Source organism: Micromonospora thermarum (assembly GCF_012034245.1).
GTDB lineage: Bacteria > Actinomycetota > Actinomycetes > Mycobacteriales > Micromonosporaceae > Micromonospora > Micromonospora thermarum.
Map to the genome: position 1 here is coordinate 52,354 of NZ_JAATEO010000013.1, position 13,661 is coordinate 66,014.

Genomic DNA, 13,661 nt, shown 5'->3' on the forward strand with positions numbered 1-13,661 from the left:
CCTCGGGTGGATGTCGTTGCTCGACAGCAAGGGTACCGAGGCGCGCGGCCGTACGCCCACGGCGGACTCCGGGCCGGTGTCGATGGCACCGCCCGGCCGTGCCGGATCGCCGCCTGAGTCTCGGCGGCTCGCGCCGGCACATCGACGCGGGCCGCTGGGATCAGGACCGGTGCGCCAGCCAGCCGCCGGGCCGGGCGAGGATGCGGCGGACCACCGAACCGGCCGCGCCGACGGCCGCTGCCTGGGTGCCCAGGGTCGCGGGTCGCACGGTCACCGGCGACCACGCGGCGGTCAGAACCCGGTGGGAGATCTCGGCCAGCACCGGCGGGCGCAGCCACGGCTCGAGCGGGGCGTATCCGCCCCCGAGGACCACGGTGTCCAGGTCGAGCAGGTTCACCACGCCGGCCACCGCCACGCCGAGCGCGGTCCCGGCGTCGTGCAGCGCGGCCAGGGTGGCCGCGTCACCGGCCCGCGCCAGCTCGGCCAGGCGGTACGCCGCGGTGTCCGCCGGCAGGTCGGCCCCGGCCAGCCCGGCGGCGGCGAGGACGGCCTCCTGGCCCGCGTACCGTTCCAGGCAGCCGCGCCCGCCGCAGCGGCACGGCCGCCCGTCCGGACGGACCGGGACATGGCCGATCTCTCCGCTCCAGCCGCGCACGCCCCGGAACAGCCTCCCGTCCAGCACGATGCCGGCGCCGATGCCCACCTCGCCGGAGATGTGCAGGAAGCTCGCCGCGCCGGACGGGCCGGCGTGCAGTTCGCCGAGCGCCGCCAGGTTGGCCTCGTTGTCGACCACCAGGGGTGGTACGCCGTCGACGTGCTCGGTCAGCGCCGGGTGCCGGGCCAGCAGCGCGGGCACCGGCACGTCCCGCCAGCCCAGGTTGGGCGCGAGGCGGACCAGGCCGGCGTCGTCCACGAGCCCGGGCACCGCGAGGGCGGCGCCGGCCGGCGTGAGGCCCTGGTCGGCCGCGTCGGCGCGGGCGGCCGCCGCCAGGGCGGCCAGCCGGCCGAGCGCCTCGGCGGGCGGGACCGGGCGCAGGTCGGCCCGTTCGACCGTGTGGTGCCGCACGCGGCCGGCGAGGTCGACCACGCAGACGGCGAGGTAGTCGACGTTCACCTCCAGGCCCAGCCCGGCCGGGCCGTCGCCGGCGAGGACCAGCCCGCGTGCGGGTCGCCCGGCGCCGGCGCGCGGTGCGGGCTCCACCTCGGCCACCAGCCGGCCGAGCAGCAGGTCCTCGACGACCGCGGAGACCGTGGCGCGCGTCAACCCGGTGCGGGCGGCGAGGTCGGCCCGGGAGGGCGGGCGGTCGGCGTCGGCGATCCGGCCGAGCACGAGCGCGAGGTTGAGTTCGCGCAGACTGCCCTGCCGGGCGGCCCCGACGGGTACGGCGGCGGTACGGCTCACCCCTTGACAGTGCCATACGCCGGTCAAATAATTCAACCACTGAACAAATAGTGGACGACATCCCCGGAGGTCTGTCATGGCACCCCGTCCCACCCCCGCCGACAAGTTCTCCTTCGGCCTCTGGACGGTGGGCTGGCAGGCCCGTGACCCGTTCGGCGACGCGACCCGGCCCGAGCTGGACGCCGTCGAGGCCGTGCACCGGCTCGCCGAGCTCGGCGCGTACGGCATCACCTTCCACGACGACGACCTGGTGCCCTTCGGCGCGGACGCGGCCACCCGGGACGCCCACCTGACCCGCTTCCGCAAAGCGCTGGACGAGACCGGGCTGGTGGTGCCGATGGTCACCACGAACCTCTTCACCCACCCCGTGTTCAAGGACGGCGGCTTCACCAGCAACGACCGGGACGTGCGGCGGTACGCGCTGCGCAAGGTGCTCCGCAACGTCGACCTCGCCGTCGAGCTGGGTGCCCGCACCTTCGTCATGTGGGGTGGCCGCGAGGGCGCCGAGTACGACCTCGCCAAGGACGTCCGTTCCGCCCTGGACCGGTACCGCGAGGCCGTCGACCTGCTCTGCCAGTACGTCGTCGACCGCGGCTACGACCTGCGCTTCGCCCTCGAACCCAAGCCGAACGAGCCGCGCGGCGACATCCTGCTGCCCACCGTCGGCCACGCCCTCGCCTTCATCTCCACCCTGGCCCACCCGGAGCGGGTCGGCCTCAACCCGGAGGTGGGCCACGAGCAGATGGCCGGGCTGAACTTCGCGCACGGCATCGCGCAGGCCCTCTGGCAGGGCAAGCTGTTCCACATCGACCTCAACGGCCAGCGCGGGATCAAGTACGACCAGGACCTGGTCTTCGGCCACGGCGACCTGCTCAACGCCTTCGCGCTGGTCGACCTCCTGGAGCACGGCGGCCCGAACGGCGGCCCGGCGTACGACGGACCCCGCCACTTCGACTACAAGCCCTCCCGCACCGAGGACATGACCGGCGTGTGGGCCTCGGCCGAGGCGAACATGCGCACGTACCTGCTCCTCAAGGAGCGGGCCGCCGCCTTCCGGGCGGACCCGGAGGTGGCCGAGGCCCTCGCCGCCAGCCGGGTGGGCGAGCTTGCCACGCCGACGCTGGCCGACGGCGAGAGCTACGCCGACCTGCTCGCCGACCGGTCCGCCTTCGAGGAGTACGACGTCGACGCGGCCGCCGCCCGCGGCTTCGGCTTCGTCCGGCTCAACCAGCTCGCCGTCGAGCACCTGCTCGGCGCCCGCTGATGCCCCTCGTGGCCGGGGTCGACTCCTCGACCCAGTCGTGCAAGGTGGTCGTCCGGGACGCGGAGACCGGCGTCCTCGTCCGCGAGGGCCGGGCGGCGCACCCGGACGGCACCGAGGTCGACCCGTCCGCGTGGTGGTCCGCGCTGGGGGACGCGGTGGCCGGCGCCGGCGGGCTCGGCGACGTCGCGGCGGTCTCCGTGGCCGGCCAGCAGCACGGCATGGTCTGCCTGGACGCGGCCGGTGAGGTGGTCCGCCCGGCGCTGCTGTGGAACGACACCCGCTCGGCCGGCGCCGCCGCCGACCTGGTCGCCGAGGCCGGGGGCGGGGAGGAGGGCCGCCGCTTCTGGGCCGACGCGGTCGGCGCGGTGCCCGTGGCCAGCTTCACCGTCACCAAACTGCGCTGGCTGGCGCGGCACGAGCCGGCGAACGCCGCCCGGGTGGCCGCGGTCTGCCTGCCGCACGACTGGCTCACCTGGCGGCTGGCCGGCGCCCCCGGCCTCGACGCCCTGCGCACCGACCGCAGCGACGCCAGCGGCACCGGCTACTGGTCCCCGGCGACCGGCGAGTACCGCCCGGACCTGCTGGAGCGCGCGCTCGGCCGGGTCGTGGCGGTGCCCCGGGTGCTCGGCCCGGCCGAGGCGGCCGGTCAGCTCGACCGGACCGTCCTCGGGGGCGCGGCCGCGGGGCCCGCCCCGGCGTTGCTCGGTCCCGGTGCCGGCGACAACGCCGCCGCGGCCTTCGGGGCCGGCGCCGGCCCCGGCGACGTGGTCGTCTCCATCGGCACCTCCGGCACGGTCTTCAGCGTCGCGGACACCCCGGCGGCGGACCCGAGCGGCATCGTCGCGGGCTTCGCCGACGTCACCGGCCGCTTCCTGCCGCTGGTCTGCACGCTCAACGCCGCGCGGGTGCTCGACGCCGCCGCCGGGCTGCTCCGGGTCGACCTCGACGAACTGGCCGATCTGGCGCTCGCCGCGCCGCCCGGCGCGGACGGGCTGGTCCAGGTGCCGTACGTGGAGGGGGAGCGGACGCCGAACCGGCCGGACGCCACCGGCGCGGTGCACGGGCTCACCCTGCGCACCTCGACGCCGGCGCACCTGGCCCGGGCGGCCGTCGAGGGGATGCTGTGCGCCCTCGCCGACGGCCTGGACGCGCTCGTCGCGCAGGGTGCCACCGTCCGCCGGGTGATCCTCGTCGGCGGTGGGGCCCGGTCGGCGGCGGTGCGGCGGATCGCCCCGCAGGTCTTCGGTGTCCCGGTGGTCGTCCCGCCACCCGGCGAGTACGTCGCCGACGGCGCTGCCCGCCAGGCCGCCTGGGTCGCCCTGGGCGGTGCGGAGCCGCCGCTGTGGACACCCGGCGACGCGGAGACGTACGAGGCGGATCCCGTCCCCGCGATCCGCGACCGGTACGCGCAGGCCCGCGAGCACGTCCTGAACCGCTGGAGGTGAGGCGCCGCCGACCCCGGTGACCGGGCCGTGATCTCGTCCTGATTGGCTGCCGGGCATGACGGTGGCCAGGGACGGCACGGTACGCGCCTGGGGCGGCGGCGCGGGGCACCGGTTCTACAGCGTGGTGGTGTTCGTGCTGCTCGCCTCGCTGGACAACGTGGCGATCGGCCTGGTTCCCCCGCTGTACGGCTCGATCGCCGAGGCGTTCGAGGTGCCGGAGCGCCTGCTCGGCCTGGTCACCGCCGTCAGCTTCCTGGTCAGCGCGGTGGCGGCGGTCGGCTGGGCGTACGTCGGGGACCGCGCGAACCGCAAGCCACTGCTCATGCTCGGCACCCTGATCTGGGCTGTGGGCACCGGGGGCAGCGCGGTCGCCGGGACGTACCCCACGTTCCTGGCCGCCCAGCTGATCGGGGCGATCGGGCTGGGCGCGGTCGGGTCGGTCGGGTTCTCGGTGGTCACCGACCTCATCTCGCCGCGCCGGCGGGGCCTGGTGATGAGCTTCTGGGGGCTCTCCCAGGGCGTCGGGACGCTGGCCGGCACGCTGGTGGGCGGCCTGCTCGGCGCGGCCGACTGGCGGCGGCCCTTCCTGGTGCTGACCGTGGTCGGCCTCGCCGCCACCGCGGCGTACCTGTTCACGTACGACATCCGGCGCGGGCAGAGCGAACCGGAACTCGCCGAGGTGCTCGCCGGCGGCGCGGAGTACGACTACCGGATCAGCCGGGCCGACCTGCCGAGGATCCTGGGGCGGCGGACGAACCGCTGGCTGATCCTCCAGGGGCTCACCGCGCAGGCCGCGTTCGGGTCGCTGGTGTGGTTGCCCGTGCTCTTCACCGAGCGGGCCGAGGCGCAGGGCTACTCGACCGCCACGGCGGTCGTGGTCGGCAGTGTCTTCGCCACCCTGTTCCAGCTCGGCGGCGTCTTCTCCATCGTCGGCGGGCTGGTCGGGGACGCGCTGCAACGGCGTACGCCCTCCGGCCGGGCGCTGGTCGCGGCGGTCGGCATCCTCGCGGCGCTCCCGTTCTACCTGGTGCTCTTCTTCGTGCCGATCCGCATCGACGTGCCCGACGGCGCCGGCGGCGGCGCCGTGGTCCGTGCGGTGCTGGCCAGCGTGCTGACCGAGCCGACGGTCGGGCTCAGCCTGCTCGCGGCGCTGCTGGCGCTCGCGCTGACCTCGGCCAACTCGCCCAACTGGTTCGCGCTGATCGCCGACGTCAACCCGCCCGAGCACCGGGGGACCGTCTACAGCCTGGGCAACCTGGTCAACGGCGTCGGACGGGCCGCCGGCAACGGACTGGTCGGGGTGGCCTTCCACGGCCTGCGGGCCGCCTTCCCGCCGCCGCTGAACTACGCGGTCGGGCTCGCCGCCTTCCAGCTCTTCTTCGTGCCCACCGGGATCATGTACTGGCTGGCGGCGCGGACGTCGCCGCGCGACATCGCCGACGTGCGGGACCTGCTGCGCACCCGCGCCGGCCGGAGGTGAGGAGGGGCCCCCTGTCAACGCCGGGCGTTGTGGAAGGGGCCCCTCCTGACCCGGTCACGCGGAGCGCACCCACACCGTCACGTCGGTGGGCACCAGACCGTCGTCGGTGAGCGGGGCGCTCGTGGCGACCAGCTCACCCGCCGGCGCGGGCACGGCGGCCGGGCCGAAGTTCGTCAGCACCGTCAGCCCGTCGTTGCGGAAGCTCAACACCTCGTCCCCGGTCGCGAGCCACGCCAGCGTGCCCCGGCCCAGCCCGTGCTCACGACGCAGGCGCAGCGCCGTGCGGTACAACTCGTACGTCGAGCCGGGCACCCCGCGCTGCCGGTCCAGCGCGAACTCCGCCCACAGCGGCGGCTGGGGCAGCCAGCTCGCGTCGGTCGGCCCGAAGCCGTACGACGGCGCGTCGGCCTCCCACGGGATGGGCACCCGGCAGCCGTCCCGGCCGCGCAGGGTGTGCCCGCTGCGCTCCCAGGTCGGGTCCTGCCGGGCCTCGTCCGGCATCGTGGTGTGCTCCGGCAGGCCCAGCTCCTCGCCCTGGTAGAGGTACGCCGAGCCGGGCAGGGCCAGCATCAGCAGGGTGGCCGCCCGCGCCCGGCGCAGGCCGAGGGCGGTGTCCGGCTGCTCGTCGCCGATGCCGATGCCGTGCGGTCGCGGGGTACCGACCGGGAGGCCGAGCCGGGAGGCGTGCCGGACCACGTCGTGGTTGGACAGCACCCAGGTCGTCGGTGCGCCGACCGTGTCGGTGGCCTCCAGCGAGCGGGTGATGACCGCGTACTGGGCGGGCGCGGTCCACGAGGCGAGCAGGTACTCGAAGTTGAACGCCTGGTGCATCTCGTCCGGCCGCACGTACCGGGCCAGCCGTTCGGCCGGCTCGACCCAGGCCTCCGCGACCAGGATCCGCTCGCCGGGGTAGCTGTCGAGCAGCGCGCGCCAGTCCCGGTAGATCTCGTGGACGCCGTCCTGGTCCCACATCGGCGGCCGCGGCTTGTCGACCTCCCGGCCGGAGAGGATCTCCTGCGGCTCCTGCCAGTCGGCCAGGTCGGCCTGCTTGATGAGGCCGTGCGCCACGTCCACGCGGAACCCGTCGACGCCCCGGTCCAGCCAGAACCGCAGCACGTCGAGGAACTCCGCCCGCACGTCCGGGTTGTCCCAGTTCAGGTCGGGCTGGCCGGGGTCGAACAGGTGCAGGTACCACTGCCCGGGACGGCCGTCGGGCTCGGTGACCCGGGTCCAGGCCGGCCCGCCGAAGACGCTCTGCCAGTCGTTGGGCGGCTGGTCGCCGTCCGCGCCCGTGCCGTCCCGGAAGACGTACCGGTCGCGTTCCGGACTGCCGGGGCCCGCGGCGAGGGCGGCGGTGAACCACCGGTGCGCCGACGAGGTGTGGTTCGGGACGAGGTCGACGATGACCCGTAGGCCGCGCGAGCGCGCCTCGGTGATCAGCTTGTCCGCGTCGGCGAGCGTGCCGAACAGCGGGTCGACGTCCCGGTAGTCGGCGACGTCGTACCCGGCGTCCGCCTGCGGGGACGGGTAGAACGGGGAGAGCCACACGGCGTCCACGCCGAGCTCCACCAGGTGGTCGAGGCGGGCGGTGATGCCGGGCAGGTCGCCGATCCCGTCGCCGTTCGAGTCGGCGAAGGAGCGCGGGTAGATCTGGTAGATGACGGCCTCGGTCCACCAGCCGGTGGCCGGGCCGGCGGACTGCTCCAGATGCGTCGGTGTGCTGTTCAGGACCTTCTCCCATGATCGAGCCGTACGGGCTGGCGGTCTGCCGTTAGTGTGCCCGTGGTGGTGCGGTCGATTCACGCACGACCAGCCGAGTGGGCAGAATCACCGGGCCGTCCGCCGGGCCGACGCCGAGCGTATCGACCGGCCGGCCGCCCAGCGGGCCGAGCAGGATCTTCGCGGCGAGCAGTCCCTGGTCCGTCGCGGGTTGGGCGATGGTGGTCAACCCGAGCACACCGGCCAGGGCGTGGTCGTCGATGCCGATGACGCTGACGTCGTCCGGCACCCGCAGGCCGGCGTCGCGCAGCGCGGTCAGCGCGCCCATGGCCATCTCGTCACAGGCGGCGAGAATGGCGGTCGGCGGGTCGCCCCGGCGCAGCAGCTCCTCGGTGGCCCGGGTGCCCCCGTCGATGTCGAACCGCGACTCGACGTCCAGGCTCGGGTCCGGGCGTACGCCCGCGGCGCGCAGCGCCTCCTGGTAGCCCCGGCGCCGGTCCACGTGGGTGGTGAAGGCGAGCTCGTCGTCGGGGTCGCCGGAGATGTGGGCGATCCGCCGGTGCCCCAGATCGAGCAGGTGCCGGGTAGCGGTCCGCGCGGCCGCCACGTCGTCGATGCGTACGCGCGGCCAGCCCGGCACCGCCGTGCCGGAGCTGACGGTGACCCCGGGCAGGTCCAGCGCGGTCAGCGCGGCCAGGTCCGGAGCCAGCAGCGGGGTGGCCACGAGCATGATCGCGTCCACGCGCTTGTGGAGGTCGGCGGTGCGCAGCACCCGCTGGCGGGTCCGCTCCCGCCCGCCCAGGTTGTGCAGCAGCAGGTCGTAACCGGCCTGATGGAGGAAACCCTCGACCGCTTCGACGACGACACCGAAGAACCAGCGGGTGATCCGGGGGACGACCACCGCGACCGTGCCGGTGCGCCCGCCGGCCAGCCGCGACGCGCTGGGCGACACCGCGTACTGCAACTGCTCGGCGGCGGCGAGCACCCGCCGACGGGTCGCCGCTGAGACCGTCGGCAGTCCGCGCAGCGCCCGGGAGACGGTGGCCGTGGAGACCCCCGCCAACCGGGCGACATCATCGATCTTCGCCACGCCTTCTCCGCTCCCGTTCCCGCCACCGCCGGTCGGCGGTGGCGGGAGCGCGGATCAGCCCTTGACGCTGCCGGCGAGCAGCCCGCGTACGAAGTAGCGCTGGAGGGACAGGAACACGATCAGCGGTACGACCATCGACACGAACGCGCCGGCGGTCAGCCGCTGCCACTCGTTGCCCCGGGTGCCGGCGAGCTCGGCGAGCCGGACCGTGAGCGGGGCCGTCTCGTCGCCGCCCCCGGCGAAGATCAGCGCGACGAGCAGGTCGTTCCAGACCCAGAGGAACTGGAAGATGCCGAACGCCGCGAGCGCCGGGGTGATCAGCGGCAGGACGATCGTGCGGAAGATCTTCGGGTGGGTGGCACCGTCGACGCGGGCCGCCTCCATCAGGTCCTTGGGCAGCTGCGAGATGAAGTTGTGCAGCAGGAACACGGCGAAGGGGAGCGCGAAGCAGGTGTGCGCGAACCACACCTGCGCGAACTTCTGCGAGCCGTCGAGATCCCAGGCCGGCAGCAGGGTGATGCCGGCCAGGGTGACCCCGGTGGAGAAGAACTTCAGCAGCGGCACCAGCGCCATCTGCAACGGGACGATCTGCAACGCGAAGATCCCGATGTAGATCCAGTCCCGGCCCCGGAAGTTGATCCAGGCCAGCGCGTACGCGGCCAGCGCCGCGAAGGCGAGCGGGAACAGCACCGAGGGAATGGTGATCGCCAGCGAGTTGAGGAAGTAGCTGGCGAGTTGCCCGGACGACGATGACCGCCCGAACAGGACCTCCTGGTAGTTCTCCAGCGTGAACTGGGGGTCGCTGAAGAACGTCCACCAACCGGTGGTCTTGATCTGGTCCTCGGGCCGGATCGACGAGATCAGCAGGCCGAGGGTCGGGACCGTCCAGAGCAGCGCGATGACGATCGAGACGAGCGTGGCGGTGCGCGTGTTCAGCCGTTTCCGGATGCGGGCCGCCCGGCCCGGGGACTTCTCCACCTGCTGGGTGCCGACGGCGACGGTGGGCGTGGCGGTGGTCATCTCAGCCCTCCCGCTGCTGGCGCAGGTTACGGATTTGATAGAACACGATCGGTACGACCAGGATGAACAGGAAGACCGCCAGCGCGGAGCCCTGGCCGTTCTCGCCGTAGCGGAACGCCTGGTTGTACATCTCGTTGGCGATCACGCTGGTGTCGTAGTTGCCGTTCGTCGCGGTCCGGACGATGTCGAAGACCTTCAACGTGGCGATCGACAGCGTCACCACGACGACGATGACCGCCGGCCGGATGCTCGGCATGGTGATCTGCCAGAACATCTGCCACGGCGTCACGCCGTCCAGGCGGGCGGCCTCGACGATGTCGGCGGGGATCGCCTTGATCGCCGCGGAGAGCACCACCATCGCGAAGCCGGCCTGGATCCAGATCATGATGACGATCAGCAGGAACGTGTTGAGCGGTGGCTCCTGCAGCCACGCCTGCGGCGTGCCGCCGAGACTGACCACGATCTGGTTGAGCAGGCCGATCTGCTGTTCGCCCTCGCCACGGTAGGCGTAGACGAACCGCCAGATGATGGACGCGCCGACCATCGAGATCGCCATCGGCATGAAGATCAGCGACTTGGCGACGGCCTCGAACCGGGCCCGGTCCACCATGACCGCGTAGAGCAGCCCGAACGACGTGGCGAGCAGCGGCACCAGGATGACCCAGATCAGCGTGTTGGTCAGCACCCGGACGATCGCGTCCTCGTCGAACATCCACACGTAGTTGCGAAGGCCGACCCAGTCCGTGCTGCTGGAGTCCATGAAGGACAGCAGCACGGTGCGGATCGCCGGCACCACCAGCCCGACCAGCAGCAACAGCACGGTGGGCAGCAGGAAGAACAGCCCGAACAGGTACTCCCGCTGCTTCGGCCGGCGGGGGAGCGGTGCGCCGCTCGCGGACGCGGCGACGAGCTTCCCCTCCTGGCGCTGGGCGAACCGGGCCGGTACGACGTCCAGCAGGAGGAGCAGGCCCCCCACCACCGCGACGAACGCGATCAGCCCGTACATGAGCATCAGGAGCTTCGGCTGTTCGTCGGCGAAGTCGAAGTTCATCCACCCTCCCTCGGGGCTCGGCTCCGACGGTGGGCCGGCCCGCGTCGCGGACCGGCCCACCGTCGGAAGGTCACTTCGGCCAGCTGCCTTCGATGCCCTGGAGCACCGTGGCCGTGTCCTTGCCGTTGATCCAGTCGACCATGCCCTTCCAGAAGGTCCCGGCGCCGACCGCGGCCGGCATCAGGTCGGAACCGTCGAAGCGGAAGATCGAGCTCTTGTCCTGAAGGATCTGGACGGAGAGCTTGTCGATCGGGTTCGCGACGTTGGCGATGTCGAGCTTGTTGTTCGCCGACACCCAGTTGCCGAGCTTGGCCCGGCTGTTGGCGTGCTCGCCCGAGGCGAGGTAGGTCTGCACCGCCTGGACCTCCGGCCGGTCGGTGAAGGCCGCCACGAACTCGCCGCCGCCGAGCACCGGCTTGCCCTTGGCCGGATCGATCGCCGGGAAGTAGAACGCGAAGACGTCGCCGTCCTCGGCCACCTTGGCGTTCTTCGGCCACTGGTTGGCGTAGAAGGACGCCTGCCGGTGCAGCGCGCACTTGCCGTCGACGATCGGCTGGCCGCCTTCCTGGAAGGAGGTCGTCAAGATGCTCTTGACCCCGCCGAAGCCGCCGTTGACGTACTTCTCGTTCTTCAGGATGGTGCCGGCCCGGTCCAGCGCCTCAGCCACCCGCGGGTCGTTGAACGGGATGCCGTGGCTGGTCCACTGGTCGTAGACCTCGGGGGTCTGCGTCCGCAGCATCAGGTCTTCGATCCAGTCGGTGGCGGGCCAACCGGTGGCGTCACCGGATTCGATGCCCGCGCACCACGGCTTGGTGCCGCTCGCCGCGATCTGGTCGCTCAGCGCGATGAGCTGGTCCCAGGTGGTCGGGACCGTCCAGCCCTTCTCCTTGAACGTCTTCGGCGAGTACCACACGAACGACTTCACGTTGGAGCCCAGCGGGGCACCGTACAGCGTGCCGTTGACGGTCGCGTACTTCAGCCAGTCGGCCGGGTAGTTCTGCTCGGCCATCGCCTTCGTGTCCGCGCCTACGCCCTTCAGCTTGCCGGCGTCGGCGAACCGCTTCAACAGGCCCGGCTGCGGGAGGAAGGTGATGTCCGGTGCGTTGCCACCGTCCACCCGTACCGGCAGCTGCGCCTCGAACTCGGCGTTGCCCTCGTAGTCGATTGTGATGCCGGTGCAGTCGGTGAACTGCTTCCACGACTGCTCCAGAAGATCCGCCTCAACTTCCCGGATCGAGGCGTAGATCGAAACCTCTTTGCCGTCGTGGCCCTGGTACTTCTCGTACGGCGCACACTCCGGAGAGTCCGCCTTGCTGTCGCTGTCGTTGCCGCCGGTGCCGCAGGCGGTGGCGCTGAGCGCCAGCCCCAGTACGCCGGCGATCACGAAGGCCTGGCGTGGTCTGGCAAAGACCGCCATGCCGTCCTCCTTCCTTGCCGGCGCTGGGTCCCGGGCGCCGGTCCGATGGGCGTGGTCACATGTAAGCGCTTGCATGTGGCACACGCCACCCCTGGGACGACACGACCCAGTAACAATCCGGAAACTGTGGTGTTGCCGATCCGGCCGGTCACCAGGACGTTCCGCCCCGACAGGTGGCCGGCGCTGGATCAGCTGTTGAGTTGCCAGATGGCGAGGTTCAGCGCTGCGGCGAAGGTCACCCAGGCCCAGTACGGGAGCATCAGCGCAGTGGCGGCCCCGGAGACCGGCCAGAAGAGGGCGACCGTCACGCCGATCGCCAGCCACAGGAGCACGATCTCGGCGAACGCCAGCCCGTACCGGCCGGCGCCGAAGAACAGCGGGGTCCAGACGGCGTTGAGGAGGAGCTGCGCCGTCCAGGCCCAGACGGCCGGCCCGAAGCCGACGCGGCGCCAGACCAGCCAGCCGGCCAGGGCGATCATCGCGTAGAGCACCGTCCAGACCGGCCCGAACAGCCCGGACGGCGGGGCCCAGGAGGGTTGGTCGAGGTTCGCGTACTCGGCGGCGGTGCCGCGTACGCCCAGGCCGCCGATCGCGGCGGCCACCAGGACGGCCGCGCCGAAGCCGAGCAGGGCCCACCACTGGCGGGCGCCGCCGGTGCGCCGGACACTCCGAGAAATCTCCATGGTCGAGATATTTTCCTCCGGCGAGCGGGTCGAAACGGGGACAGACGGCGCCGGGGTCGTCGCATCCGGCCTGCTCCTGTCGGGAGGACGGAGCTTCCGGTCGCGACGACCCCGGCGGGTCCCTCGGTCGGCGGCGTCGGCCGGCGCGCCGGCGGCGCGGCGGCGAGCCGCCGTCTCAGTTGAAGATGCTGACACCACCCGGCCCGACCAGCAGCCCGACGATGATGAGGACGATGCCCCAGAGAATCTGCCGCCGGAACAGCGCGAGGACGCCGGCGACCACCAGTACGACTGCGAGAATCCAGAGAATCAGCTCCATGGTCATCGAGTACCCGAGGCAGCGATCCGGGAAACCTCGCCCGGTTCGAGGTGATCACCCAGGTGGAACACGCTGTACGCCTGCTTGATGACGGGGTGCGCCACGTTGCGGACGCGGACGCCGCCGGGCGTGGTCCCCCGCTCGGTCCCGTGGTGGGCGTGCCCGTGCAGGGCGAGTGCGGTGGGTGCCGAGTCGATGGCCTGCCCCAACTGGTAGCAGCCGAGGAACGGGTAGATCTCCAGCGGTTCGCCGGCCAGCGTGTCCGGAACCGGGGAGTAGTGGGTGAGCGCCACCAGCACGTCGCAGTCGAGGGAGCGCAGGGCGGCGGCGAGCGCGTCCGAGCTGTCGGTGGTCGTCCGCACGAACGCCTTCATCTCCGGTTCCCCGAAGTCGCTCGCGCACCGTCCGGCGAACCCGCCGCCGAACCCCTTCACCCCGGCGATCCCGAGCCGCCCGCCCGCGCACTCCAGGACCACGCCGGTGCCCTCCAGCACGGTGATCCCGGCGTCCTCCAGCACCTTGACCACCTGCGGCACCTGGTCGCACTGGTGGTCGTGGTTGCCGAGCACGGTCACCACCGGTACGCCCAGCCCACCGAACTCCTGTGCCACGCACCGCGCCTCGGCCTCGGTGCCGTGGCGGGTCAGGTCACCGGCGAGCAGCAGCGCGTCGGCGCAGTCGGGCAGTTCCTCCAGGGCCGGCCGGAAGCGGCCGACCACGTCCTCGTCCAGATGCACGTCGCCCACGGCGGCGATCCGGATCACCATCGTG

12 protein-coding genes are annotated in these 13,661 nt (G+C 72.6%); 3 read left to right on the forward strand and 9 right to left on the reverse strand.

Going from position 1 to position 13,661, the window contains the following annotated elements; genetic code table 11:
• Positions 1 to 160: 160 nt before the first annotated feature.
• Entirely contained in the window at positions 161 to 1,402 is a 1,242-nt protein-coding gene (locus tag HCJ94_RS13915) for an ROK family transcriptional regulator (protein WP_309227272.1), read from the reverse strand.
• A gap of 76 nt (positions 1,403 to 1,478) precedes the next feature.
• Between HCJ94_RS13915 and xylA the strand changes: the two genes are divergently transcribed.
• The 3 genes from xylA to HCJ94_RS13930 are packed head-to-tail and all read left to right on the forward strand — an operon-like array spanning position 1,479 to position 5,591.
• Entirely contained in the window at positions 1,479 to 2,666 is a 1,188-nt protein-coding gene (gene xylA, locus HCJ94_RS13920) for a xylose isomerase (protein WP_168001436.1), read from the forward strand.
• Positions 2,666 to 4,111 (forward strand): xylulokinase, encoded by a 1,446-nt coding sequence (gene xylB, locus HCJ94_RS13925; protein ID WP_168001437.1) that lies wholly within the window; start codon positions 2,666 to 2,668, stop codon positions 4,109 to 4,111. The genes xylA and xylB overlap by 1 nt, the downstream gene beginning before the upstream one ends.
• 55 nt (positions 4,112 to 4,166) lie before the next feature.
• Positions 4,167 to 5,591 carry an MFS transporter gene (locus HCJ94_RS13930; RefSeq protein WP_168001438.1) on the forward strand — a complete coding sequence of 475 codons (1,425 nt, stop codon included), beginning with the start codon at positions 4,167 to 4,169 and terminating at the stop codon, positions 5,589 to 5,591.
• A gap of 54 nt (positions 5,592 to 5,645) precedes the next feature.
• Here HCJ94_RS13930 and HCJ94_RS13935 read toward each other — a convergent pair whose 3' ends face one another.
• The 8 genes from HCJ94_RS13935 to HCJ94_RS13970 all read right to left on the reverse strand — a co-directional run bounded on the left by HCJ94_RS13935 (position 5,646) and on the right by HCJ94_RS13970 (position 13,657).
• The gene (locus HCJ94_RS13935) at positions 5,646 to 7,319 is read right to left on the reverse strand and encodes a glycoside hydrolase family 13 protein (RefSeq protein ID WP_205801258.1); all 1,674 of its coding nucleotides are present in this window, start codon (positions 7,317 to 7,319) and stop codon (positions 5,646 to 5,648) included.
• A gap of 43 nt (positions 7,320 to 7,362) precedes the next feature.
• A complete protein-coding gene (locus tag HCJ94_RS13940) occupies positions 7,363 to 8,400 on the reverse strand; it encodes a LacI family DNA-binding transcriptional regulator (protein WP_168001439.1) in 1,038 nt (345 codons plus the stop codon).
• 54 nt (positions 8,401 to 8,454) lie between these two features.
• The gene (locus HCJ94_RS13945; protein WP_168001440.1) at positions 8,455 to 9,420 is read right to left on the reverse strand and encodes a carbohydrate ABC transporter permease; all 966 of its coding nucleotides are present in this window, start codon (positions 9,418 to 9,420) and stop codon (positions 8,455 to 8,457) included.
• Position 9,421: 1 nt separating this feature from the next.
• Positions 9,422 to 10,471, reverse strand: a complete 1,050-nt coding sequence (locus HCJ94_RS13950) for a carbohydrate ABC transporter permease (protein ID WP_168001441.1) — start codon at positions 10,469 to 10,471, stop codon at positions 9,422 to 9,424.
• A gap of 70 nt (positions 10,472 to 10,541) precedes the next feature.
• Complete coding sequence (locus HCJ94_RS13955; protein WP_168001442.1) at positions 10,542 to 11,888, reverse strand: ABC transporter substrate-binding protein; 1,347 nt, start codon at positions 11,886 to 11,888, stop codon at positions 10,542 to 10,544.
• 188 nt (positions 11,889 to 12,076) lie between these two features.
• The gene (locus HCJ94_RS13960; RefSeq protein ID WP_168001443.1) at positions 12,077 to 12,571 is read right to left on the reverse strand and encodes a TspO/MBR family protein; all 495 of its coding nucleotides are present in this window, start codon (positions 12,569 to 12,571) and stop codon (positions 12,077 to 12,079) included.
• 175 nt (positions 12,572 to 12,746) lie between these two features.
• Entirely contained in the window at positions 12,747 to 12,890 is a 144-nt protein-coding gene (locus HCJ94_RS13965) for a GPGG-motif small membrane protein (RefSeq protein ID WP_168001444.1), read from the reverse strand.
• 2 nt (positions 12,891 to 12,892) lie between these two features.
• Positions 12,893 to 13,657, reverse strand: coding sequence for a metallophosphoesterase family protein (locus tag HCJ94_RS13970; protein ID WP_168001445.1), 765 nt, complete (start codon positions 13,655 to 13,657; stop codon positions 12,893 to 12,895).
• Positions 13,658 to 13,661 lie beyond the last annotated feature (4 nt).